The 26,436-nt window shown below is 32.7% G+C and carries 24 protein-coding genes; 7 read left to right on the plus strand and 17 right to left on the minus strand.

Features of this window, described 5'->3' with window-relative positions; all coding sequences use genetic code 11:
• Positions 1–12 precede the first annotated feature (12 nt).
• A complete protein-coding gene (hslO, locus tag IMX26_RS05290; protein WP_195160638.1) occupies positions 13–891 on the minus strand; it encodes an Hsp33 family molecular chaperone HslO in 879 nt (292 codons plus the stop codon).
• A gap of 120 nt (positions 892–1,011) precedes the next feature.
• Here hslO and IMX26_RS05295 point away from each other — a divergent pair, with 120 nt between their 5' ends.
• Positions 1,012–1,191, plus strand: coding sequence for a small, acid-soluble spore protein, alpha/beta type (locus tag IMX26_RS05295; protein WP_195160639.1), 180 nt, complete (start codon positions 1,012–1,014; stop codon positions 1,189–1,191).
• A gap of 162 nt (positions 1,192–1,353) precedes the next feature.
• Here the strand turns inward: IMX26_RS05295 and IMX26_RS05300 are convergent, their stop codons facing one another.
• Positions 1,354–2,334, minus strand: coding sequence for an AIR synthase family protein (locus IMX26_RS05300; RefSeq protein WP_195160640.1), 981 nt, complete (start codon positions 2,332–2,334; stop codon positions 1,354–1,356).
• Between the two features lie 300 nt (positions 2,335–2,634).
• On the opposite strand from IMX26_RS05300, the gene IMX26_RS18250 reads away from it, so the two are divergent.
• Complete coding sequence (locus tag IMX26_RS18250; RefSeq protein WP_195160641.1) at positions 2,635–3,150, plus strand: alpha/beta-type small acid-soluble spore protein; 516 nt, start codon at positions 2,635–2,637, stop codon at positions 3,148–3,150.
• Positions 3,151–3,437: 287 nt separating this feature from the next.
• Here the strand turns inward: IMX26_RS18250 and IMX26_RS05310 are convergent, their stop codons facing one another.
• Together IMX26_RS05310 and nth are read right to left on the minus strand one after the other, a co-directional pair.
• Positions 3,438–4,805: an MATE family efflux transporter gene (locus tag IMX26_RS05310; protein WP_195160642.1), complete on the minus strand. Its 1,368-nt coding sequence runs from the start codon at positions 4,803–4,805 to the stop codon at positions 3,438–3,440.
• 27 nt (positions 4,806–4,832) lie between these two features.
• A complete protein-coding gene (nth, locus tag IMX26_RS05315) occupies positions 4,833–5,465 on the minus strand; it encodes an endonuclease III (protein ID WP_195160643.1) in 633 nt (210 codons plus the stop codon).
• Positions 5,466–5,637: 172 nt separating this feature from the next.
• On the opposite strand from nth, the gene IMX26_RS05320 reads away from it, so the two are divergent.
• The 3 genes from IMX26_RS05320 to IMX26_RS05330 all read left to right on the plus strand — a co-directional run bounded on the left by IMX26_RS05320 (position 5,638) and on the right by IMX26_RS05330 (position 7,950).
• A complete protein-coding gene (locus IMX26_RS05320) occupies positions 5,638–6,087 on the plus strand; it encodes a DMT family transporter (RefSeq protein WP_195160644.1) in 450 nt (149 codons plus the stop codon).
• Positions 6,088–6,097: 10 nt separating this feature from the next.
• On the plus strand, positions 6,098–6,682 hold the full coding sequence (locus IMX26_RS05325) for a flavodoxin family protein (protein ID WP_195160645.1): 585 nt from the start codon (positions 6,098–6,100) through the stop codon (positions 6,680–6,682).
• 71 nt (positions 6,683–6,753) lie between these two features.
• Positions 6,754–7,950: a pyridoxal phosphate-dependent aminotransferase gene (locus IMX26_RS05330; RefSeq protein WP_195160646.1), complete on the plus strand. Its 1,197-nt coding sequence runs from the start codon at positions 6,754–6,756 to the stop codon at positions 7,948–7,950.
• 237 nt (positions 7,951–8,187) lie between these two features.
• Here IMX26_RS05330 and IMX26_RS05335 read toward each other — a convergent pair whose 3' ends face one another.
• From IMX26_RS05335 to IMX26_RS05360, 6 genes are all read right to left on the minus strand, one after another.
• The gene (locus tag IMX26_RS05335) at positions 8,188–9,114 is read right to left on the minus strand and encodes a DUF4300 family protein (RefSeq protein ID WP_195160647.1); all 927 of its coding nucleotides are present in this window, start codon (positions 9,112–9,114) and stop codon (positions 8,188–8,190) included.
• Positions 9,115–9,304: 190 nt separating this feature from the next.
• On the minus strand, positions 9,305–9,517 hold the full coding sequence (locus IMX26_RS05340; protein WP_195160648.1) for a hypothetical protein: 213 nt from the start codon (positions 9,515–9,517) through the stop codon (positions 9,305–9,307).
• Entirely contained in the window at positions 9,517–10,701 is a 1,185-nt protein-coding gene (locus tag IMX26_RS05345; RefSeq protein ID WP_195161352.1) for a flavodoxin domain-containing protein, read from the minus strand. Before IMX26_RS05345 ends, IMX26_RS05340 begins: the two co-directional genes overlap by 1 nt.
• Before the next feature lie 63 nt (positions 10,702–10,764).
• The gene (locus tag IMX26_RS05350) at positions 10,765–12,093 is read right to left on the minus strand and encodes a hypothetical protein (RefSeq protein WP_195160649.1); all 1,329 of its coding nucleotides are present in this window, start codon (positions 12,091–12,093) and stop codon (positions 10,765–10,767) included.
• A gap of 14 nt (positions 12,094–12,107) precedes the next feature.
• Positions 12,108–13,448: a hypothetical protein gene (locus IMX26_RS05355; RefSeq protein WP_195160650.1), complete on the minus strand. Its 1,341-nt coding sequence runs from the start codon at positions 13,446–13,448 to the stop codon at positions 12,108–12,110.
• Positions 13,438–14,712 (minus strand): MFS transporter, encoded by a 1,275-nt coding sequence (locus IMX26_RS05360; RefSeq protein ID WP_195160651.1) that lies wholly within the window; start codon positions 14,710–14,712, stop codon positions 13,438–13,440. The genes IMX26_RS05355 and IMX26_RS05360 overlap by 11 nt, the downstream gene beginning before the upstream one ends.
• 179 nt (positions 14,713–14,891) lie before the next feature.
• On the opposite strand from IMX26_RS05360, the gene IMX26_RS05365 reads away from it, so the two are divergent.
• Together IMX26_RS05365 and IMX26_RS05370 are read left to right on the plus strand one after the other, a co-directional pair.
• Positions 14,892–16,019, plus strand: a complete 1,128-nt coding sequence (locus IMX26_RS05365) for a threonine synthase (protein WP_195160652.1) — start codon at positions 14,892–14,894, stop codon at positions 16,017–16,019.
• 198 nt (positions 16,020–16,217) lie between these two features.
• Positions 16,218–16,817, plus strand: coding sequence for a TetR/AcrR family transcriptional regulator (locus IMX26_RS05370; protein ID WP_195160653.1), 600 nt, complete (start codon positions 16,218–16,220; stop codon positions 16,815–16,817).
• Positions 16,818–16,932: 115 nt separating this feature from the next.
• Here the strand turns inward: IMX26_RS05370 and IMX26_RS05375 are convergent, their stop codons facing one another.
• The 7 genes from IMX26_RS05375 to secD all read right to left on the minus strand — a co-directional run bounded on the left by IMX26_RS05375 (position 16,933) and on the right by secD (position 26,384).
• The gene (locus IMX26_RS05375; protein WP_195160654.1) at positions 16,933–18,123 is read right to left on the minus strand and encodes an ornithine--oxo-acid transaminase; all 1,191 of its coding nucleotides are present in this window, start codon (positions 18,121–18,123) and stop codon (positions 16,933–16,935) included.
• Positions 18,124–18,493: 370 nt separating this feature from the next.
• Positions 18,494–19,642, minus strand: coding sequence for a PucR family transcriptional regulator (locus tag IMX26_RS05380; protein WP_195160655.1), 1,149 nt, complete (start codon positions 19,640–19,642; stop codon positions 18,494–18,496).
• Between the two features lie 194 nt (positions 19,643–19,836).
• Positions 19,837–20,634: a DUF2785 domain-containing protein gene (locus IMX26_RS05385; RefSeq protein ID WP_195160656.1), complete on the minus strand. Its 798-nt coding sequence runs from the start codon at positions 20,632–20,634 to the stop codon at positions 19,837–19,839.
• Between the two features lie 333 nt (positions 20,635–20,967).
• The gene (locus IMX26_RS05390) at positions 20,968–21,861 is read right to left on the minus strand and encodes a DMT family transporter (RefSeq protein WP_195160657.1); all 894 of its coding nucleotides are present in this window, start codon (positions 21,859–21,861) and stop codon (positions 20,968–20,970) included.
• Positions 21,862–21,961: 100 nt separating this feature from the next.
• A complete protein-coding gene (locus tag IMX26_RS05395; protein WP_195160658.1) occupies positions 21,962–23,101 on the minus strand; it encodes a PucR family transcriptional regulator in 1,140 nt (379 codons plus the stop codon).
• A 1,172-nt stretch (positions 23,102–24,273) separates the two neighbouring features.
• The gene (gene secF / locus IMX26_RS05400; protein ID WP_195160659.1) at positions 24,274–25,134 is read right to left on the minus strand and encodes a protein translocase subunit SecF; all 861 of its coding nucleotides are present in this window, start codon (positions 25,132–25,134) and stop codon (positions 24,274–24,276) included.
• Positions 25,134–26,384, minus strand: coding sequence for a protein translocase subunit SecD (gene secD, locus IMX26_RS05405; RefSeq protein ID WP_195160660.1), 1,251 nt, complete (start codon positions 26,382–26,384; stop codon positions 25,134–25,136). Before secD ends, secF begins: the two co-directional genes overlap by 1 nt.
• Positions 26,385–26,436 lie beyond the last annotated feature (52 nt).

Raw genomic sequence — 26,436 nt, forward strand, 5'->3', positions numbered from 1 at the left:
GTTATCTCCATATTAATTTAATTTATTAACTAATTCTTGAATATCTTCTTTTAAAAAAATGTAAGACTCATTACAGAACTGGCATTTTACTTCGGTTTCATTTTTATCTAGCAGTGACTCTAAATCCTCTTTACCTAGCGTTGTTAAAACAGCTTTTAAATAGTCTTTACTACAAAAACATTTAAACCTAAACTCATTTTTACCTTTTAGTATCTTTAATTCATGCTCAGCTAGCAAATATTCCAGTATTGTCTCGGGACTATTTCCCTCTTTTAATAAAGTAGAAACTGGCTTAGCTTTACCTATTGTAGACTCTAACGAATCTATGATATCCTCAGTTGCTCCAGGTAACAATTGAATTAAATAACCACCTGCTTGTAATACAGTTCCTTCTTTACCAACTAAAACCCCAGCAGCAAAAATAGTGGGGATTTGCTCGGACACTACAAAATATTTAGCTATGTCATCGGCTATTTCACCAGATAATAGCTCACAAGAGCCACTATATGGATCTCCAAAGCCTAAATCTTTGGTAACGTGTAACATTCCTATCTTACCTACACCACCAGCAACATTTAATTTTTCGGGTGACTTAGGTGGAATTATTACATGTGGATTTTTAACATGTCCACGCACATTTCCGTTATAGTCACAATCAGCACTTATAGTTCCTAAAGGACCATTACCTTTTACTTGTATTGACAGCTTTTGATTGTCTTTTAAAGTACTACTCATCACTGCTGAAGCAACCATTAGGCGACCCATAGCAGCTGATGCTGTAGGATTGCTTTGATGCCTTTTCTGTGCCTCTTTAACTGTATTTGTTAAGTTTATAGCAACAGCTCGTACCATATTGTTATAGGCCATTGCTCTTACTAAATAATCTTTCATAAAATTACTCTCCTTTAAAATTAATGTTATTAAGGATAATTATATAAGTTTAAGTTTCTCATAAATAACATAAAATACTTCTGCAATCACTTTAAAAATTCAATACAGGAGTTGGTTCATATGAGTCGTCGCCGCTCAATAATGTCTGACAAGCTTAAATACGAGTTAGCAGAAGAGCTTGGTGTAGCTGAAACTGTCAGCAAACAAGGATGGGGCGCTGTATCATCACGCGACTGTGGTAATTTAGTTAAATTAGCACTACAACGTGCCGAAAGAACACTGGCTGAACGAAATAAGTGATTGTAGGGGGCAATATTAATATTGTCCCTTTTATTTATTTTAATTAAGGCAATACGCACATATATACCTTGTAGGAAATCTTCGTATTTTTCCGTATTTGTTTAGGCTATATTTTTAGTTATTCCCCACACTGGAACGGCACGGAGGCACGTTCCCTACGAGTTATAATTTGACCTTCCAAATTTCATCGCTTTCGGGTGGTTCAACCACCTGTTTTTTGTCATCTATATCTATTAAATACTCTTGCTTGTCTGTAGTTTTACCTATAATAGCAGCAAAAATATTATTTTCATTAAGTTTTTTCACTAGTTTATCACCATATTTAGTAAAAATTAACATAGAGCCACTAGAAATTAACCTCAATACATCTAGGTTAAATACATCACATAAGGCTTTAGTTTCTGGAAGCACTGGTATCTTGTTATAGTCTATTATAAAGCCACATTTTCCAGCTTGAGCGACCTCATATAATGCACCTAATACTCCACCTTCTGTAACATCATGCATAGCAATAACTCCAATTTCAACAGCAATTCTGCTCTCTGGTACTACACTTAAGTTTTTAAAATGATTTTTTGCTTTTTGTAATAATTTTCCATCTATATCATTCAGTTCTTTAAGCCCTGAATTTGCTAATATTGCTGTGCCTTCTATACCAGCACCTTTAGTTAAAACTATATCTAAATCACCTGTAACTTTAGCAGATATAACTAGCGTTTCAGTTAGCGGTATACCAAGTGCTGTAGTTGAAATAACTGGGCGATTAACTGCATCAGTAAGCTCTGTATGACCACCCAAAATATCTATATTAAGTTCACTGGCTGCTTGGCTGGCATCATTCATGATAGTAGCTATTGTTTTATTGTTGCAACCCTTTGGTAACAACAAGGTAAGCAATACTCCAACTGGTTCTGCACCATTAGCAGCTACATCGTTACAGGCAACGTGAATTGCAAACCACCCTATGTTAGCAACCTCACCTGTAATTGGGTCAGTAGATAATACTATTGGCTTATTATTAGTAGTTAATATTGTGCTATCTTGACCAGTAGAAGATCGTACAAGAACTTCTTCTCTTCTATTTGTTAATTTATTTAGTATAAGCTGCTCCAATAATTCTGGAGGCAATTTTCCTATCTCCATAATACCCTCCTCATAAAAACTAAGAAGCTTTTTTTATATAAAGTTTTCGTATCTTATTATAACAACTATTTTGTTAATAGCAATGTTTTTTATGCTTTATAAAAGTGTTTAAAAGCTTTTAATACATCCAGCTAAACTAATCCAAAACCTTTTTTTAGTTGAAAAGTTGGTATATCATTTTAGTTAATTGCTAAATAATACAATTACACCCTTTGATTTCTCGATTATCCGTATTTTTTATAGGATATTAATTCTAATTATTCTCAAAATATAAGTAAACATAAAAGGAGGTATTTGTTAATGGCAAAAGGAAGTTGGAATAAAAGAAAACATATTGTACCACAAGCACATCAAGCTATGGATAATTTTAAGTATGAGATAGCTGGGGAATTAGGTTTACCTGTTAATAATAGTATGGGTGAAGACTATTGGGGTAACTTAACATCGAGAGAATGTGGTTCAGTTGGTGGAAGCATGGTTCGTAGAATGATAGCCATGGCTCAGCAACAAATGGCTGGTGGAGCCACTACTATGGGAAATAGCTCTATGAATACAACTGGTTCATCATCAATGAATTCAACTAGTTCAGCAATGAATACAACTGGCTCAACTATGCAAAATACTTATACAAATACAGCAAGTCAAACATCTGGAACATATGGCATTTATGGAACCCAATACGGATCAAACACAAATACAACTGGTCAACAAGGTCAACAAACTCAACAAGGCCAGCAAAGCCAAATGAAGGGCTCAACAACAAGCGGTAGTCAAAATTCAACATCAGGTAGCTCTGGAAACGGAAGCTCTTACTAATATATCTTCTTAAAAATACCCTGCTCGCAAGAGCAGGGTATTTTTTTGGGGTTGGCTCGTTTTTTAAAAACTCGCGGGGTGGATATTTCACCTTGTGAAATATGGGGTGGATTTGAGCTTCGCTCTGCATGGGGTGAGTTTGCTATGCAAACGGTATACTATACGTAGCGCTTCGCTAACGTGATAAAGCGATGCCATAGCGAGCATATAACCCCGTGAGCAGAATGCAAACCCACCCCACTAAGCCAAAGGCAAGTCCACCTCGTTGATTTATGTAACAAATCGACCTACTTAATTAACTCCGCATTCTTCCAAGTTCCTTTATTAAACAAATGTAAGTTTAAGAAAAATCTTGTAACTATATCTATTAACATAGCAGACCATACCCCTATAACTCCATAGCCCAATACTACTCCAAAAAGGTAAGAGAAAGGTACTCTTATTAGCCATAAGCCTAAACCAGCATATAACATAGGGCGTTTGGTCATACCAGCACCTCTTAAGGCTCCTATCATTACATCCGCTACCTGTTGAGGAAACTGTATTAATGCCATCATCATTAAATAGTATTTTGCTAGTTCTATTACGGCAATTTCATCTGTAAATAAGCCTAGTATAAGTTTTGGCAAAAAGAATAAACATGAGGCAGTTATAGTCACCATTATTAAACACCATCTACGCAGTTCTTTTACATAACGTTCTGCTAACTTAATATCTTTATTGCCCAAGCTTTGGCCCACAAAGGCTGTAGCAGCAATACTAAAGCCAACGCCGGGCATAAATGATAGTGATTCTGCTGTTAATCCAAGTTGATGTGCTGCCAAAGAGATTGTTCCAAATTTAACAATCCATCTCATTATAATTATTGTAGCAAACTGCCAAAAAAGTGATTGAGCAGCTACTGGTACTCCAATGTTTAAAATTCTTTTTATATCAAAAAAGGAAATCTCATATTTTTTTAAATGTCTCAAAGAAATTACTGCATTTGGTCTGTACAATACATATATGGCAATTACAGCACCAGTAGCTTGAGCTACTATGGCACCTATTGCAGCACCATTCACGCCAATTTCGGGGAAACCAAAGTTACCAAATATAAAGCAATAACTTACTACTATATTAATTATATTCATAATAAAAGCTATTAACATAGGAGTTCTGGTATTTCCTGCACCCCTTAAAGAGGCGCCAACTATTTGCATAATTGCCATAAACGGCATACCCCAAACGTTTAGCTTTAAGAACCGCAATGCTACATTTAGTAAATCACCATCCGTACCAAACCACTCTAAAATTGGGCGTGCAAACACAAAAATAAGAATGGTAAATGTTAATACTAAAAATACTCCAATTATCAATGCTTGTAGGGCAATTTTTTTAGCCATGTTGTAGTCTTTAGCACCTATTGATCTTGCTACAAACACAGTAGCACCAGTACCTATTGCAGAAAATATAACCCATACAATGCCACCTATTCTGCTACCTAAACCTACTGCCCCAATAGCAGTTGCGCCTAATCTGCCTACCATTGCAGTTGCAACAATACCAACCATCATCTGTAAAACTGATTCCATAGTAGCAGGCCAAATCATGCTGAAAATATTTTTACGAAGTTGCTGTTGACTAATGGCCTCATTCTGTTTTATGTCTTTCATGATGTATCCTCCGCATTATGAAAGTTGTTAAATTTGCTTATCTGTATATGGACATAACTCTACTAGTAAACATTCTTTACAAAGAGGTTTACGAGCTTTACATGTTTCTCTACCATGATAAATTAACCAATGATGAGCATCCGACCATTTTTGTTTGGGAATCACCTGCATTAGCTCTTGCTCTACCTTAAGAACCTGCTCGCTGATAGCAAGTCCTAATCGTTTAGACACTCTAAATACGTGTGTATCAACCGCTATCGCGTCTTGATTAAAGGCATTAGCAATAACAACATTTGCTGTTTTACGTCCTACACCAGGCAGAGTCTGTAACTCGTTGCGTGTTTTTGGCACCTCACCAGCAAAGTTTTCTATAATTGTTTTACAACTATTTATAATAAATTTAGTTTTATTTTTATATAAACCACAGGGCTTAATAATCTGCGATAGTTCATCTACAATGGCGTTTGCATACTCATAAACGTTTTTATATTTTTTAAATAAAATTTCTGTGGTTTTATTAACCCTTACATCGGTACACTGTGCAGACAATATGGTGGCAATTAAGAGTTCTAGGGGTGTATTATAATTAAGTTCAGTGCCAGGAGATCCATACTTTTGCTCTAGTTTTTGCAAAATCTTTTTTTGATTCTCTGTTATCATATTCTCCCTCCCAATAATTCCTTTTACATAATATTTATTTAAATTTAAGTAAACAAAAAAAGCTCTCTTTTAAATTGTTACATTATGAAAGCTTTATACTAATAATCTTGTTCACTGCACACCATACTAACATAAGAAGAACTTTTTTACTACATACTAAAGGAGTATTTTTATGGGACAATTAATCTATGCAATTATTATTGCTGCCATTGCAGGTGGGCTGATGGCATTTCAGGGTTCAATGAACTCAACATTGAGTAAAACTGCTGGCTTATTAGGAGCTACTTTAGTAGTACACGTTATTGGTTTAATTACTATAATTCCTCTCTTGTTTTTTTTCAAAAATAGTTGGGACGGTTTAAAACATGTGTTTGAGGCTCCCAAATATGCCTATTTAGGAGGCATTATTTCGGTTGCAATAATATATCTTGTGGCAAGCTCAATTAGTAAGAGCGGCATGGTTTCGGCAACTACGGCTATAATTGGTGGACAAATTACAACTGCTGTTTTAATTGATTCTTTTGGATGGTTTGGAATAGATAAATGCCCCTTAACTTTATGGAAAATACTTGGTATCATATTTCTTGGGTTAGGAACATATTTAACCATTAAACCATCTTAAGGAGATTTTCATGAATATTATAGTAATTAATGCTAGTTCAGCAACAAATGGGCATACCGATGTTGCCGTAAAAACATATTTAAAAGTGTTTAAGAACAAAGCTAATATTAAGCATTATGACCTACGAAATTTAAATTATAGCGGATGTATAGATTGTAAAAGTTGCTACAAAACTGGTGAGTGTATTTTTAAAGATGATATTACAGAGTTATACCATGATTATGATATTGCAGATATTGTAATAGTAGCTACTCCTATCTATTTTTTATCTGTAAGCTCCCAACTTAAAGCAGTTATAGACCGTACCCAAGCTATTTGGTCAAGTAAATACAAACTCAACAAATCTATTATTGATAAAAATAAAAAGCGATTTGCTGTATTTATTGCCACTGCTGGATCAGATTTAGCAAGTAATGCAAATTTAGGGGCTAGAGCTGTAATAAATATGTATTTTAAAGCAATTAATGCAAAATATACTGATGAAATAATAATATATAATACAGATAATCTTGCTCTTAACAAAAATAATACTGAACAACTAAATCTAGTAAACAAAAGTGAGCAAATGTTCAAAATTATTAGTAAAATAATGTAGTAATTAATTGACACATTAGACCAACACGACTAAAATTAGAGGGTCGATACTTGTTTAGGGGAGGATAATAAATGAAAATTTCTAAAAGAGCTATAAGTATCCCAGCATCACCGATTCGTAAACTAATTCCTTTTGCTAATGAAGCTAAATCCAAAGGCACAAAAGTGTATCATTTAAACATTGGTCAACCGGATATAGTAACGCCTTCTTTAATGTGGGACAACATTAAAAAAGTTGAAAACAAAGTGTTAGCTTATGGTCCATCTAATGGTTTATTAGAATTTAGAGAAAAGTTATCTGAGTACTACGCTAAATTCTCGGTAAACGTTTCACCCGCAGAAATGATAGTAACAACTGGTGGTAGTGAAGCGTTAATGTTTGCTATGTTAGTTATCTGTAACCCAGATGACGAAGTATTAATTCCTGAACCTTACTACGCAAACTATAATGGCTTTGGTAACCTAACCCAAGTCAATGTTAAACCTATTACAACTTACGCAGAAAATGGATTCCACTTACCAACAATACAAGAAATAGAAAAAGGTATTACACCTAGAACAAAGGCTATTCTTTTTAGTAACCCCGGAAATCCAACTGGCGTTGTTTACACAAAAGATGAACTTAACATGTTAATTAAAATTGCTAAAAAGCACAATCTAATGCTTATAGCAGATGAAGTTTACCGTGAGTTTGTTTATGAGGGAGAATTTACAAGTTTATTAAGCATACCAGAGGCTGAGCAAATTACTATAATTGCAGATAGTATTTCTAAACGTTATAGTGCTTGCGGTGCCAGAATTGGTTGTTTTGTTACAAAAAATAAAGAGGTTTTAGATGCTGCTATGAAGTATGCACAGGCTCGTTTATGCCCACCTACTTTGGAGCAAATTGGTGCTATAGGTGCTTTAAACGTTCCACATAGCTATTACGAAGAAATCCTAACAGAATATCGCTCACGCAGAGATACTGTACTAGATAAAATAAATAAAGTTGATGGAGTAATTTGTAAACAGCCAAAAGGCGCATTTTACTGCATTGCAAAACTACCAATAGATGATTGTGAAAAATTTGCAAAGTGGATGTTAACAGACTTTAATGTAGATGGGAAGACAACTATGGTTGCTCCTGCTACTGGTTTTTATGGAACCAAAGGCAGTGGCAAAGATGAAGTACGCATTGCTTATGTACTAAATAATGCAGATTTAGTAAAAGCAATGGATATTTTAGCCGAAGGAATTAGGGTCTATAAAGAAACATTTAATGTATAAAAAAGTACTATAAAAGAATGATCTTCATAGGGAAGCTACAGATAACAAGTAAATTCAAGGCTGAATCGGTTGAGAGTTTATTATCTTAAGCAACTCTGTGATGCAGACAATCCCCAATCACTATAAAAAGTGATTGGGGATTTTTCCATTCTATAAAGTTTATCTCGTTACCATCTAACTAAGTTGCGATAAATGGCCTGACCATAATCAAATTATCCATTCGCTTTCTTTAGCACATTATATTTCATTGTCGTTTCTAAGTACAATCATCTCTGGAACAGGCAAATCATATTTTTCATAACAGGCAGTTGACGTATCAACCAAATATTGCTTTAGCTGTTCTGTGGTTGAAAACTTTGTCATCTGATAAGGTGCCAATGGATTTGTTTTTTCAATAAATAACAATCCATCATCATTCTCAATTAAAACACCTACGTGGGAGTGCTCAATCTTCACACCACTCTCTTTTTCAATTACAGACCAAATGGTAATAAGAGAAGCAGCACTGTTATCAAAGGACACTGCAAATTTTTTCCATTGATCCTGTATTTGCTTTACAAAACCTTCCTTTTTGTCTGTGTCAAACACAGGGTGAAACAGAGTGAAATATGCAGGATATTTGTCCTCCTTAATGTCAACCAATTCATAGTCTGTTAATGTGGCATAGTCACCATATAAAAAATCATCTTCATTCGAAACACCCCAATGCTCCTTTTTAAGGGGAGACTCTACCTGTATTGCGTCCTGCATCAACAAGAATGCCAGCGTACGACAATAGGCATCATTATAGTCACGACCGTTATACCATTTTTTCATCTGGAAATAGTAATCTCCATAATTGATATAACTGTCCTCCGTGGTTGTAAAGCCGCTTTGAAATGCAAAAAGATCACTTTCCTCCATGTAGTCTTTATCAGCTTCATTGAATACGGTCATATGTTTATTGTAATCGTTAATCAAGCTTAATGCGCCATCAATATGATTTTGGTCAATTTCTGCTTTTTTCAAAACACTGCCTAACATAACCTTTGATTCTTCATCAATTAAATTTGAATATACAAGTTTATCGTCTGCACCAGAAGTTACAGTATCTTTTTTCAAACTACAACTAGTAAATGTGGATATTGTTAAAACTACCATTAGTAATGTAACGAGTTTCTTCATGCAAATGTCTCCCTAAATAAAATGTAAAATTCACTCATCCTGCACACATGTTACAAATACAGGAAATTATTTTCCATACCTAGTATACCATAGACCTTTACTCTTAAGCTTAACGCAAAAAAAATAGGAGGAATTTTTTCCTCCTAAAGTTTATTTATTATTTTTGGCATACACCACCAAAAAAATTAAGCTATTTTTCAAACTGTTTAGACTCAATTTCATGCTTAACACAGTTAACCTTGTTACTTGTTAATCCTAATAACTCAAATTTTTGTTTTAAGCCACATGTAAGACCATGCTTTAAAGTATTATAATCTACAAATTTGATCAACAATTTAATTGCTACAAATATTAAAACCCCTACTCTAACCAGCTTGTTAAATTTTTTTATCGCTTTAATCACTATTTTATACTCATAGCAAAGTCATAACCAAACTTACGACACTGCTCTAATTGCTCTTCATTTGGAGTAAATAACACTTTCAAAGGCTCAAAATCTACCTTAAATTTAGCATCTTTAAGCATTTGGTCTGCTAACTTTGGAGCTTCTCCACTCCAGCCGTAGCTACCAAATGCAGCAGCGTGTTTGCCTGTAAAACGCATGCCCTTAAACTCATTAATTAGAGAAATTATTTCACCAAGCATGGTATTATTTATGGTAGAGCTACCCATCAAAATACCTTTAGCTTTAAATGCCTCTGTAACTATATCACTATGGGGGAGTTTATCTGCGGCTACCACTTTATAAGATAGCCCAGTTTTTGCTACACCTTCCGCGATCGCTTGGGCCATTTTTTCAGTATTGCCCCACATAGTATCAAATAATATCAATACGCTGCCATCGTTATAACCCTTTGCCCATTCCAAGTACTGGTCAACAATTTGCATAGGATTATCTCTCCAAATTAAACCATGGCTTGGAGCAATCATATCTATTGGTACGTTTAAGTCTAAGAGTTGCTTAATTTTAGGAGGAATTAACCTACCAAATGGGGTTAATATATTGGCATAGTATTTGAGAGTTTCATCATACAATGCACACTGATCTACCTCATCATTAAAGAACTCAGATGTAGCATAGTGCTGGCCAAAGGCATCGTTAGATAACAACACATTAACACCGCTAATGTAGGTCATCATTGTATCTGGCCAGTGCAACATAGGTGCTTCTATAAACGTAAGTGTATTTTTACCCAAATTTAAGGTGTCCCCTGTTTTAACAGTAACAAAATCCCAGTCTTTGTGGTGCTGTGCTTTAATTATATTTACACCCTTTGCTGTACAATAAATAGGGGTATCAGGTATGCGCTCCATTAACCGATATAAGGAACCACTGTGGTCTGTTTCTGAATGATTACAAACAATATAATCAATGTTTTCGAGACCAACTTCACGCTCTAATTTTTCTACAAACTCATCTGCAAATGGCTCAAAAACTGCATCTACTAAGGCAATTTTCTCATCTTTTATTAAATAACTATTATAGGTTGCACCTCTTGGTGTTAAAAAGTGATTACCGTGAAAAGATTTTAGTCCCCAATCTTTTATACCAACCCAATATAGTTCATCTTTTATTTGGAACATAATTTATCCTCCGTTGAATATATACTTCATCTATATTATACCCTATAATTAAGGCTTTAAAGCAACTTAAAATAAACTAATTAGGCTCCTGCTGCGGAAAAATACTATTAACAATTCTATAAATGCCCCAGAAGTCATAGCTAAAGCACCAATGCTTCCGCCAAAATTTGGAGCAATCATACTTAAAACAGTTGCAGTTCCTACAATTCCAATAATACTACCGATTTTTGCGACTGTGATAGTAGGAGTACGCTTATTTAACATCAATAAACCAGTAAATATCTCTACTCCGCATAATACTAATGGCATTATTGAGTACCAACCTACAACCCTTGCTGCCATAATTGCCATAGACTGCTCTACCCCAATTATTGAGTGTAAGGCCCATTTTCCTAAAGGGGTTACCCCACACAAAAACAGTATAAAGGCCATTACTATACTCAACAATGAAGAAAATAAAGCAACCTTTTTAAGACTTTTTTTATCTTTGACAAATACTAAAACAATTTGGTGAACACTATATAGTAAAACTATGAAAATCATGGCAAAACTGTGTGCTACCTGATAGCTTGCTAATGCCGCCTCAGGGTTTGATACTCTTGCTAAGCCAGCATTGATACCAGGTCTTGAAAAAGTTTGCACAAATATTGCACCTATTAAAGGTATATAAAAAATTAAGGCATCTCTTATAGTAATTGAACAATCACGGGTAGGTTTATTTGGAAAATCTTTTTTGTAAAACAAAGCCGTTATCAAGGCAAGTAAAGCCTCTGTACCTATTCCACATACCAGTAAAATAGAGCCAACCATTCCACCCGATAAAGACTCTATACCTAACAATAAGTTAGTTAGTAAAATCATAACAACTAATCGTATTGACACATTAATTGTTAGCCAAAAAGTCTTTTTACGTACAATCAACATTCCCTGAAAATATCCTCTAATACCAGAGATTAGTGGCAAAAGCATAAACAGTTTAAATGCCTTTATAACCTCGGGAAAAAGCTCGGGGTTAATACCCACCATATTGATGAAAACAATTTTTCCTAAACCAGTAAACGCAATTACTGCCATGATGCTAATACTTGTGGCTATAACACCAGCACCAACCACAAAAATACTTTTAAGAGAAGTTTGGTCATCAAATAATGCCGTAGCCATTCTTCTAACATGGTAACAAGGTGATTCAAACATCATTGAAATACTACTTGCTACTGCAAAAGCCGCAATGGCAATTTCAGCCTCTGCTGTTCTTGCCATTGCTGAGCTTATAATAGAGTGAGAAGACATCATTAACATAGCGCTTAAAGCTAGTGGTAAAAAAAAGGCAATTAACTGACCATAACTTACTTGTGATTTTACTTGAGACTTTTGTAGTGTAGTATCATTTACCATAAAACTTCCTCCGTTTAAACAACTTGTTTTTTGGGATCTGAAATAAACTGCTTTTCAACATTTCGTGAGAAACCAAATAGGATTATTAGCTCTACAGCATAACCCACTACTGATGCCCATCCACCAATGGCAGCACCCATGTTAGGAACCATAGATTGAAGAATAAAAACTGTGGTAATAAGTGTAGCAACATTGCAAAATTTGCCTAGAGTTATTACCGGTGTTTTATTATTTTTAATTAGTAAACCTGCATAGATTTCGGTTTGAGATAAAATGAAGGGTACAAAACTTAAAGAGAAAATTGTACTCATAGACATCACCATTAGCTCTTGATCTACACCAATAATATTTGTTAATATCCACTCGCCGATTGGTGTTACAGCTATAATCATTAAAATTATTGCTTGGGAAATACCTAAAACTAAAGCAAACCTTCTTACCTTAAGCCAGCTCTCTTTATTTTTAGCAAATACTAAAATTAACTGATGAACCCTACCAAACATGCCTATAAAAATCCAGGCAAAACTCCTGCCCACCTGATAAGCCGCTAAAGATACCTCGGGGTTAACTGCACGTGCTAATCCAGCATTTACAGAAGGCTGGCCCCAGGTCATGGCAAACTGAGCTACAACTAAGGGTATAAAAAACAGCCACAAACCACCAAAATCTAGTTCATCTTTGTCGGGGCTTGTTTGCGGCAACTGTTTAAGATATTTTTTACCAAAAATAAAAGCAAACACTGCCTCTGTGAGTATACCTGATATCATTAATACAGAGCCTATAATACTACCGGTAATAAACTGAGTATTAGTAATAATAGCAGCTAGTGAAAACATAACAACTGCTCTAACTGCGGTTGCGATAGTAAGTAGATAGGTTTTACGGCATACTGTGATTACCCCTTGATAAATAGAGCGAACAGCTGCTAATAAAGGCATAAAAAAAAGTATTGTCATAGCTCTTATGGTGTGTGGTAATAACTCTTCACTTACACCAATTAGCTTTAAAAAAACAAATTTACTTAGAGGAGTAAAAACAATAACGCCCATAGCTATTAAAGATATTATTAAAGTAATACCAGTTAGCTTTAATACCTTATCAAATGATTCTTTACTTTTAAATCTAGCAACACAAAGCCGTCTTAGGGTTATACAGGGTGATTGAAACATATTAGATACTGACTTTGCAACAGAATAAGAAGCTATTGCTATAGCCGCATCAGTAGTACGTGCTAAGGCAGAACTAACTACAGAGTGGGTAGACATCATTATCATTAAACTTAAAGCGATAGGTAAGAAAAAGGCAATTAACTCGCTATAACTGACAATATTACTATTAAAATTCTTAGAGCTCACTACCTGCCACTCCCATCCTTTTTTTTCTCTTAGGGTCATATATGAAAAATTTATAGAAGAAGATGGTTGAAATAATATAGAAAACTAACGCAATAACAAATAAATACGAGTATCCTACTGTAACAATAATATAACCAGCAACGAACATAGCTATTGACCTTGCTCCATTACCAGCGGCATTTAATATACCATTTGCCGTAGCTCTAGTTTGTTTATTTAGGCCACTCATTATAAAAGTATCTTGTAGTGGACCAGACATTTGTTGAAAGGTATTTCGTGCCATATAGGCAATAGCAACTGCCCATAATGAGGGCACAAAACCCATTATAATAAACATCGGGAAAGAGAAGATTCTGGTTATTACAATTGCCTTCTCCATACCTAATTTGTCACAAATACTAGGTGCTAATGTAATACCAAGTATTACAGCAAAATTTGATATTGAAAATATTAAGCCAGTGGTTTCTGGCCCTGCCCCAAATCTTTTTAAAAAGAATGTGTTCATAAATGGTAAAAACATACCTGCCCCAAACATTATTGAACCTCGTACTAAAACAAATTTAAAAATAAAAGCCAAGTCATCTTTAGGTAAAGATTTAATCTCCGCAATAAATCCTTTTTTCTCTTTTTTCGATAATTGAGATTCAGCCTCAGAGGGTTTCATAGCAAATAATTGTAAAAATCCAAATAAAGCAATTACCAATGAAAAAGTAAATATAATTCTATATACTACAATAGTGCTTATATTGGGAGCAAATTGTAAAATTGCAAGTGGCAGTAAGCCTCCTAACAGATTACCAAAGATATTGGAAACTCGCATAAAAATGCCTCTTATACTATAAGCATGAATTCGATTTTCTGGTGTTGCATTCTCATATATAAATGGGCTAACAGTTGACATATATAAAGCAATAAAAATTCCATGTATTACATGTGATCCATATAAAACAGGAATAAAAACTATAAAGGCTCTGGTTATAAAGGTAATTTTAGAAACACCAATACCAGCTATTAAGCTATTTCTTCTACCAATTCTATCTGATATAATTCCAGCAAAAATAGCAAAAATAGCAGTCATAATAGTAGCCGTTCCCATCAAAGAACCATATAAATCCTCTTGATGCCCTAACTCCAATAGATATCTTGGAAAGTATAGAACATAAACTGAAATAGATAACTGATTGCATAAGTCAAATATCAAAAATGATCTAATATTTTTGTTAAACGACTTCCATTGATACAAATATTCTCTAATTATTTTCATAGCTCTTACCTCCGGCAACGTAATATATTATACTTATCTATGACAGTAAGGTAAATACCTTTTATACACAAAAGTTTCGTTTGTCGTAATATTTTTAAGTAACATATTCCGTATTATTCATTAGCTAGTAAATTTTTCATAAAAGTGAAAAAAGAGAATTGTATGTGGAGGTAAAAACTATGAAATTACACTGTTTTTGTTGTAAAAAAGACTATTCTTTGGAAAAAGCCATTTGGAGATGTGATTGTGGAAATTATTTAAAGCTCATTGATATAAATGCCAATGGATTGAAGCAATCTTTAATTAATAATAGTGAAGTGGGATTTTGGCGTTACAAGAATGTTATGCCTTTTATAAGTCATAATATTAGCATTGGCGAAGGCATTACCCCTCTAAGTAAAGTTTGTTTCGATAATAGAGATTATTTTATGAAACTCGACTATCTCTTACCTACAGGTTCTTACAAAGACCGAGGTGTAGCTACTATGGTGAGTCAACTAAAACAATGGAATTTAGATTTTGTAGTTGAAGACTCCTCGGGAAATGCTGGTTCCAGTGTGGCTGCCTATTGTAGTAAAGCGAACATAAAATGTGATGTATATATTCCAGACTACACCTCACAAGGCAAAGCAGCGCAAATTGAAATGTATGGAGCAAATTTAGTTAAGGTAGCTGGCACTAGAGAAGATACTAGAAACAGTGCTGTTGCAGCAGGAGAAAAGAGCTTTTATGCTAGCCATAATTGGAGCCCATTCTTTGAACATGGTGTAAAAACATATGTGTACGAAATATGGGAGCAACTGAATAGGCAGTTACCAGATATTATTGTTGCTCCTTGTGGCAATGGTAGTTTAATTACTTCTGCCTATATTGCTATAAATGAATTACTAAACGCAGGTTTGGCATCAAAAAGACCTAAAATAGTGGCTGTACAAACTGAAAACTGTGCTCCCCTAGCATTGGCATGGCAACAAGGCAAACATAAACGTGTAAGCATTATAAAAAAAGAGACAATTGCTGAAGGTATTAGCAGTGCAGAGCCACTCAAAGATAGAGACATACTTGAAGCTGTAGTTAATACAAATGGCTGTTTTGTTACAGTAAGTGATTCTGAGGTATGGCAGGCACTTTTAGAACTTGCTAAACAAGGAATATTAATTGAACCTACAAGCGCAACTGCTCCTGCTGCCCTTAAAAAGCTTAATGCACAGGGTTATTTTAAGAAAAACGATTCAATAGTTGTAGAACTCACTGGAAATGGATTAAAAGCTACTGATAAAATATTAAAACTACAAAGCAAAAAATAATTTAACTCATTTTTAAAATAAAATATTTAGTAAAGTTAATAGCTGTATTTACAATATTTTGTATTTATTCTTTTTATTTGCTATAATATTTGATAGTAAATAGATATATTAATAAATATTATAAAGTCATACTAACTAGTATTATATTTCATTATAAATAAAGAGAATAATAGTTGGCGTAAGATGAGGTGTTTATAATTGCCAAAGCAAACGTTTTTTAATCTGCCCTATTTTAAAAGAAACTTAATTATTAATAATACATATGATTTGTTTATTAATAATGATTATAAGGATATAACAATAAGGGCTATTGCTAAAAATGCCAATATCTCTATCGGCAGTTTTTATCAATACTTTGAAGATAAAGATGACATGTATTTATACTTAATAATAGCTATAGAAGAAAAGGTATTCATGAAGTTTAAAGAACTGCATGGAACTATTTTTACTGAAAAAGATGATTTAATTTTAGAAAAGATTCTTTCACCTAAAGAGTTAGCTTTTGACAATACTTGGTACAATGCACCTATTGAAGTTATGATGAAATTTTACTTTGGAAAGTTTAGCAGAAAGCTAAATCACTCTATTTATATAGAGCTACAAGAATATAAAAATAAAGGTAAGCTAAAAGATTTTGTGGATGTTGAACTAGTTTTTTATCATTATGTAACCTCTATGTTTAACATGATAATGTACTTTAGAGAGAATAATATCACTGATGAAGAGGTAAAGACAGAAATAAAAAACAACTTTTACATAGACGTGTTTTTGCATGGTATTCTTAAAAAAGAAGCATAAAAGAGCATTTGTTTAGTTATATCAAATGCTCTTTTGTTATTCAAGATAACTCTGTTAATGCTACTAAGTTTATAATAGCAGTTATTAAAGGTAATAAGAGAATTTATCTATTATATTACTCTAGTACCTTTTTAATTCTATCAATAGCCCAGTCTAACTCTTCTTTATTAATAATAAGTGGAGGGGCTAATCTTATCACGTTATCATGGGTTTCTTTACATAATAAACCTAACTCTTTTAGTTGCTCACAATAGGGTCTGGCAGATTGATTTAACTCAATACCAATAAATAATCCTCTACCACGCAAGTGAGTTATTTTATCGCTCTTAATTTCTTTTAACTTATTAAGCAAATAGCTACCTAATTCATTAGATCTTTCAGCTAATTTTTCATTAAGTAGTACATCTATTGCTGCTATTGATACAGCACAAGCTAGTGGATTACCACCAAAGGTAGAGCCATGAGAGCCTGGTTCAAAAACTTCCAAAATTTCTTTATTGGCAGCAACACATGAAGCCGGTAAAATACCGCCACTTAGTGCCTTACCAATAATATAAATATCTGGAACAACATTCTCCCAATCACAGGCAAACATTCTACCAGTTCTACCTAAACCAGTTTGAATTTCATCAGCAATCATTAAAACATTATTTTTGCTACAAATTTCTCTTACTTTTGCCACATAACCCTGTGCAGGAATATTTATTCCAGCTTCACCCTGAATAGGCTCAAATAAAAATGCAGCTGTATTTGGTGTAATAGCTGCGGCTAATGCTTCAGCATCACCATAGGGCACTAACTTAATGCCTGGCAACATAGGACCAAAACCACGTTTATAAGCTGGCTCAGAGGACAATGATACTGCAGCCATTGTACGCCCGTGAAAGTTACCTGTACAAGCTATAATTTCAGCTTGATTATCAGCTATTCCTTTTACAAAATAACCCCATCTGCGAGCAGCTTTTATAGCGGTTTCTACTGCTTCAGCACCAGTATTCATTGGTAAAACTAAGTCTTTACCAGTAACCTTAACAACCTTTTCATAAAAAGAACCTAATTTATCGTTATGAAAAGCCCTAGAAGTTAAAGTTACTCTTTGAGCTTGCTCTAGTAACGCCTCTATAATTTTAGGATGACGATGGCCTTGATTAACTGCTGAATAAGCACTCAGCATATCCATATACTTGTTACCCTCTGGATCTTCTACCCAAATACCCTCTGCCTTAGAAATAACTATATTAAGCGGTTTATAGTTTTTGGCTCCAAATTTATTAGCCAGATCAATAACTTGTTGTGAATTAGACATATAATTTACCTCCGCATTATTTTATGTTATAAGAAAATTACTTAAAATCAAATAATAGCGTAACCAATTTGTAAGCAAAAAGCAAATAAATTAATTATACTAGCTGTTTAGATATTAACATAGAACAGTTAAAACATAATTATTGTGTTAAGATAAAGTCTTAGTTTCTATGCAAAAATCTAAACACTCTCATAACATAATATCTATTATTATTTTAGCTTAAAACTTCATAATTAAGTATTGTAATATGTTAAAAAAAAAGAGTATATTAATTGTAACAATTACAGGTAATTAACTCAGTATGTAAGCTATATTTAAATCATTTTTTAGCTCTATACTATTATAATATAAACTACATATATTTATATTTTTATTTCAATGAAAATAGTTTATAGAGTTTTACGGCAATGCTCAACTCATGATAAAAATCTTGAACATAATTATTTTCATCTAAAACCTTTTTTATTTTATTTATACGGTACCTAATTGTATTTGTATGTTGAAACATACGCTGGGCAGTTAATTTAATGTCTCCATTATTTTCAACATAGATTAGGGCTGTTTTAACTAAGTTAACATCATTATGTTTATCATATTCTAGTAAAGGAGTTATCATTTCATTTAGGTATTTTTTAACCCACAAGTTATCTAGCACAGGTATTAAAATTTTACTTGTTCCTATTCTATAAAAATAAGAAATATTATTATCAGTAGTTAAGGTATGGGTATATGCAAACATGCTTTCATTAATGGAAAGATACAATTGATCTAGTTTGTAATAAAGGCTACTAACTCCTATATTATAATCTTTACAATTAAATCCTATGTCACTTAATCTATTAATAATAATAGTTTCATAATCTGCCTCTTTTAATTGTTGAAATGTATATATAATTAAATAACCATTATTATAAGGAATTATTGAATTATACCTATTAAATGGTTTAAACTTTTGTAAGAACTGCCAAATGCTAAGTGCTTTATTAGTATTTTTTGCTTTGCAAAAAACCACTGCGTGTTTTTCTGCGAAATTTCTATTAATTTTTAAGGCTAATTTTTTTATTGCAGTTGTATTCAAATTACCAGTTAAAATATTGTCTATTTTTAGACTTACTGTTTCAATACATTGTTTGTCTTTTATGGCATTGACTATACTAGTTATAATATCTTCGTAGAATACTTCCTGAAAAATAAATATTGGAAAATTATTTTCGTCAGCAAAATCAATTACATTTTGAGGTATATTACTAAAATAAATATCTTTTATGGCTAAACCACTCGTATTAGCTTGTACAAGATTTCGTACATAGTCAAATAATTTGCTTGCATTATTTTTAATAATAAAAAAGGTACTTATTACAAACTCACCTTTCTCATAACTACCAATTATCATATCCTCAGTCTCATGGTCTATTATTCCTACTTTATCTACTAAATTAGTTAAACCATCTTTACCGGCTAATAATTTATGATTTTTAAACACCTCTAGCTGAAGAATATCCTTAATCATAACAGACATATCTATACACCTCCTTACCTTGCTACAAAACAGACTATTCATATCTTAACTCAAAATTCATGATAATTGTAGTCTTAATTTAACAATATAAATAAAAACAGCCAAATAGCTTTATTAGACTTGCTGTACACTAAATACATACTGGCAATAATTAAATAAAGTATTATTTAATTATTATTTTTCTCAATAAAGTTTTAGAATTCTTCTGTTAATACTAAGTAAATAACCTTAACTATCTGGGGATCATAATTTATCTTACGTAGTCTAAAATATAAACTTCTTAAGTAATTTTTAGCATTAAAATTACCTTGGCAACAATCTAGGTATTCACCTTCTATTTTCTTAAACTTTTTAATATAACTTGCTATTTCATGTTCTTTTAAATTCTTGTTATTAAATATAACTTCTGTTGCTCTTGCCATACGCTCATCTTCACCATAAATATAAGTAAAAGAATTATCCGTTGTTTTTTTGTGAATAAGTTCAAGCATCATTTTTAGGCTTTGGGCTGTTGCTTTATTATGAGCTGCCAGACTTACTAAAACGTCGGCTAAATGAGCTGTAGAGTGAGCCCATCCTTTACATTCTACATAACCCCTTAAATCTAACTCTTTATGTCCATAATCTAGTACTCTATCTACAATTAAAGTATAATTTATGTTTTCTAGCTTTGCTACTAAAACACCTATTATGAGATTTGAAAATGTACGGTTAAATACCGTATCATGCTCAATCTCACCTAGCCCTAAAAAAAGATGTTCATTAGATAATAAATCTTTTAAAATAACGTTTTGCTGTTTTATTGAAACATCATCTCTCTCTATAAGTGTCCATAAACACGAGAGAATTAACTCATCTCTAAACACTGGATCAATATCACCAATACATTTAACCATATTGTTAGTTAAATCGTTTGCATCAACTGATTTAGGAATTTCAAAATTTGTTTTTTTCATTTTTAATAATAAAGTCTTCAGTTCCTGTCGGTTCATAATTTACTCCTTAATTCTTTTTTATGTAAACTAACTTAATTATAGCTTATTTTAAGATAATCTTAGGATATTACACAAGATAATTACATAATAATTAGCATTATTTGAGTTCATTGAGTAAAAAAAGATGTAATTAAGCATATCTTATTAAAATATATTAATTAACTAGTCAAACTAGATACTCGTTTACCAACTTAGTGATATGCAAAAAAGCTGCTACATTAGCTCTTTTTTTGCTAATGAGGCAGCCCATTTTTTTATTTTTATAAAATGCTTTAAAGTTATTTAACTATAGTTAACAAGTGATATACTTAACTTGCAATTAAGTTTTAATTAATCAGCTACGCTAACATTTTTTTTATTATTAAAAATTTTTTTAAAATTTATTTCGGTAAATAACATTCCACTAACTATTAACAAAGCACCAACATAACCTTTTATGCTCAATACTTCATGTAAAAATATATAAGCAAACACAGCAGCAAACACTGGCTCAGTAGTATATATTAAAGCTGTATGTGTTGCGCTAGTATACCTTTGAGCAACACTTTGCACAATATAAGCACCCGAAGTACATACCACACTAAGTATAAATATATTTCTCCAAATATTAAAGTCAGTTGGTAGTACAGGCTGTTCATATACTAAAGAGGTTATTAGGCTTAATACCGCGCATACCCCTATTTGCACCACAGCAAAAGCTATAGAATTAGTTTTTTTAGTATATTTACCAGTTAGTAAAATATGAAATGCACAGGCAATAGCACAAATAAAGGTATAAAAATCACCAATGTTTATTCCCTGGATATTTTTATTTATTGTTAACAATCCTAATCCTATAAAAGCAATAATAACACTTAATATTGTTTTTTTATTAGGAGCTTTTTTTAATAAAATAGTAGAGAGTAAAGGAACCAACATTACATTAATCCCTGTAATAAATGCTGATTTTGAGGCTGTAGTATAGTTTAAACCCAAAGTCTGCAAGGCAAATGTAGCATATAATACTAGGCCTATTAATAAACCATATTTTAGAGTAGCTTTATCTATGCATAACATTTGTTTTATAAATATCAAAGAAGAAATTATAAATGCAACAAAAAATCTTATAGCTAAGAAGTTAAAAGTATTTAAATGAGCTAGAGAACTCTTTGTTAAAAAAAACGATGCTCCCCACCCCATAGTTACTATAAATAATGCTAAATCTGCTTTTATTTTTTTAGTCATCAACTGCACTCCTCTCATTCATTGCCTTACCTATCTTAACCTATTGAAGAGAAAAAAGCATTGTAAAAATATAAAAAAGCATTAAAGTATTTTGTAATTTTTATAAAGAAAAAGGTTTTAATAGATAGGTACTTATAGCTAAACTAAGCTCTAAGTAAAAGTCGTTTACCCCAGCTTCACATGTTATTAGTTGCTTTATTTTATTAATACGGTATCTTACAGTATTACTGTGTTGAATTAACTCTTTAGCTGTTAATTTTATGTCTCCGTTATTTTTCACATAACAGATAGCTGTTTTAAGTAGTGTAAAATCATTTTGCAAGTCATATGTTAGTAACGGGGTAATAACTTTTTTGGCATAACTGGTAAGCCATTCATTATTTTGCAAAGGTAACAATGCTCTATTTATACCTAAATCATTATAGGAGATTATTTCTAAGTTAAATTTAAATGCATACTCACAGGCATATAAACTTTCATTTATAGATTTAGTTAAATCATATAATTGGCTGTAATTGTTACTAACACCTATTACGTAGCTGTTAGTTGTTATTCCTATGTTAGCTAATGAATTTATAAGATACTCTACTTTAAAAGCTCTGTTTGCAGTAAATATAGCCAGTACTCCCTCTTTATATGGAATAATAGAGTGAGTATTATGATATTTAACTAGTGAAGTTGATACTGCTTGACCTGTTAATGAGAGATTTTTATGTGGTTTACAAAACGCTACATAGTGATTATTTTTAAATCCTTTATTTATAGATAGTGCCTGCTGCTTAATATCATTTTTTTTTAACTTTCCGCACTTTATATCGTTTAGTTTATGTTGCAATGATATAATGCATTGTTTTTCCTTATTAGCATTTAAAACACTCATTATTATGTCTTCGTAATAAACCTTACTGTAAATAAAAATTGGAAAAGCATGTTTATTTGCATAGTTTATAATATTTTGAGGCAACTGCCTAAAAAAGATATCTTTAATTGCAAGACCACTTACTCTAGCCTTAATTAACTCTTGCACATAAATAAGTAACTGCTCGGGATTTTCTTTAATACCTAAGAAGGTACTTAATACAAACTCATTTACCTCAAAACTGTTAATAATCATATCTTGGGTCTCGTGATCAATAATACCAACCTTTTTAACATAATTATGTAAACCCTCTTTGCCAGCCACTAGTTTAAAACTACTAAACGTTGGTAAATTGAGCATTTCATTTATTGTAATTTGCATATTAATCACCTCGTATGTATTGTAGCATATTGATAGATGGTTTTACTTTCTATCAAGTGTTGCTTCAATAATTATAGTATAATTGATGGTGTTATTGTATGATAATTTGCATAACAAAAAACACTACTATCTCAGCGTTATACACAAAAATCTTCCCAAAATATGTTAGCCATATTATGTTTAGGAAGATTTATGCTATTTCTTAATCTAGCTTCAATTCTGTACGCAGAATGTTTTACAATCAAAGCGCTAAAAAATACTACTATGCAAAACTATACATAAGGTATGCTGAGGTTAGTATTTTTTTGAGCAACGCCATATTTTATTATCAAAAAAGCACTCCCAACATGGAAGTGCCTTTATAACTATTAACTTAAAGATTAGATCTAGGGATTCAGAAATGTTTCAAGATCAAGGCGCATAAAAATTTTTGGGTGAAGCTATACATGCAGTATGCTGAACTCAGAAATTTTCATAAAACATTTACGGAATTTGACTAAAAAGCACTCCCCTAAAGAAGTGCTCTTAAAACCTAATCTGCGAAATCTAGTTTAGAATTTCAGAAATGTTTTGCAATCAAGGTGCCACAAAAATACTAGGCGAAGCTATACATGTCGTATGCTGGAGGTTAGTATTTTTTTGAGCAACGCCATATTTTATTATCAAAAAAGCACTCCCAACATGGAAGTGCCTTTATAACTATTAACTTAAAGATTAGATCTAGGGATTCAGAAATGTTTCAAGATCAAGGTGCATAAAAATTTTTGGGTGAAGCTATACATGCAGTATGCTGAACTCAGAAATTTTCATAAAACATTTACGGAAGTTGACTAAAAAGCACTCCCTAAAGAAGTGCTCTTAAAACCTAATCTGTGAAATCTAGTTTAGAATTTCAGAAATGTTTTGCAATCAAGGTGCCACAAAAATACTAGGCGAAGCTATACATGTCGTATGCTGAGGTTAGTATTTTTTTGAGCAACGCCATATTTTATTATCAAAAAAGCACTCCCAACATGGAAGTGCCTTTATAACTATTAACTTAAAGATTAGATCTAGGGATTCAGAAATGTTTCAAGATCAAGGTGCATAAAAATTTTTGGGTGAAGCTATACATGCAGTATGCTGAACTCAGAAATTTTTAGGCAACGACGAGCTTGTGCATTTATGAAGCACTAGGCTGATCTTTTTTTCCAGTCAACCCATATAGGACTGGCAAAGAAAATAGAAGAATATGTTCCGCTAATAATACCCACAAATAACGCTAAAGCGAATGGTCTTAATGTTGCTCCACCTAAGAACAATAATGAACCAACTGCTAATAGTGTTGTTATTGAGGTGTTGATTGAGCGTCTCATTGTTTGTTGTAAGCTATAATTAACTGTTTCTTCAATTGGCTCACCACGTTTACGACGTTTTAAGTTTTCTCTGATACGGTCAAATATTACAATAGTATCATTTATTGAGTAACCAACAATTAAAAGAATAGCAGCAACAAAACTACTATTAAGTTCAATTTGTGCAATTGAAAATACTGTTAATACCACAATAACATCATGTAATAAAGCTAAAATAGCTGCAATTGCAAACTTAAATTCAAAACGCCAAGTAATATAAATTACCATTAAAAAGTTGGCAATTAATAAAGCGAAAAAGGCCTGACGTGCCAATTCCTTACCAAAAATAGGATCAACTAAATCCGCTTTTTCTAAAGTAGACTCAGGATAAGTCTCTCTTAGTTTAGTTAATAAAGATTGACGGTGATCATCAGATAAAGTTTCGGTCTTTATTTGAACTACATTAGACTCACCAAGTTTTCTAACAACAGGCTCTTGAGTTAAATCCATTTCATTAACTATTGCTCTTACATCACCTGTTGGTACATCTTGTTTTAAATCAATCTCTAAAATTGTACCACTTGTAAAGTCTATACCTAGGTTTAGACCTCTTACAAATAGTGATCCAATACCAATAATTAAAATAATGGCAGAAAGCAAATAAAACTTTTTACGATTTTTAATAATTTGTAGTTTCATTATTTAACTGCCTCCTTTACTCCACCAATTGCTTTTTTAGTTTTAATGAGTCCGCTATTAACTGAAAGCCTTAATAACCATCTGGTTATAAACACAGCTGTTATCATACTTCCTAAGATACTCATTGTTAAAGTAACTGCAAAACCTCTAATTGGACCACTACCAAACCAGTATAAAACTGCTGCGGCTATAAGTGTGGTAATATTTGAGTCTAAAATTGTAACTATAGCCCGAGAAAAACCAGTTTCAATACCAGAGCGAATTGAGTGACCGTTTCTAATCTCGTCCTTTACTCTTTCAAATATAATTATATTTGCATCTACTGCCATACCTATACCAAGTATTAAACCTGCTAAACCTGGTAGGGTGATAGTAGAATTAGTTACTATTAAACCTGCCATAACTATTGTCATATAACTTGCTAAAGCAATATCTGCTACTAAACCAAAAGCTCTATAGAAAAATATCATAAAACATAGAACTAAAATAGCACCAATAATTCCAGCTTTCATACTTGTACTCAAGGAGTCTTGTCCTAATTTTGGACCTATCGCGCGCGTTTCACGAGCTACTAATGGAATAGGCAATGAACCAGAGCGAAGTAATAGTGCTAACTTACCAGCTTGCTCATCTGTAAACGAGCCAGAAATACTAGCATCTTTACCAACCTCTTGTTCTATTCGAGGTGTTGAAATAGCAACATCATCAAGAGTAATGTAGAGTAGTTCTCCTACATTTTTGCCTGTAAACTCTTTCATTTTTGCACCAGCTTCATCATTAAAAGTTAAAGCTACATAAGGTTTGCCGTATTGGTCAAACTTAACTACAGCCTCTTTTAAATCTTTACCAGAAACAATTTGAGTATATTCAACTTGTCCATCAACTACTTTGGCCGATTTAAACTCAAGCAAAGCAGTTTTTCCTACTAAATCTAAAACCTGTTCTTGATCTTGTACTCCAGGTATTGCAATACGAATTCTATTACCACCCTCAATTGTTATCTCAGGCTCTTTGGTACCCAGTTGATCAACACGGTTTTGTATGATAGCCTTAGCTTTTTCTAAATCATCTTTGGTCACTGTAACACCATCTGCTACATCGGCCTCTAACAACACGTATACTCCACCTTCTAGGTCGAGTCCCAAAGCTAATGCATCTTTGTTAAAAATTTCATAATAAACATAAGCTCCTGCACCGCCAATTATGACAATTAGCAAAATTAGAGCTATTATGCTTTTAGATGAGCGCATTTCATCTTCTCCTCTCCGTACATACACATCCTTAACATTATAACCTGACCCA

This window comes from Clostridium sp. 'deep sea', from assembly GCF_014931565.1.
Lineage (GTDB): Bacteria > Bacillota > UBA994 > PWPR01 > PWPR01.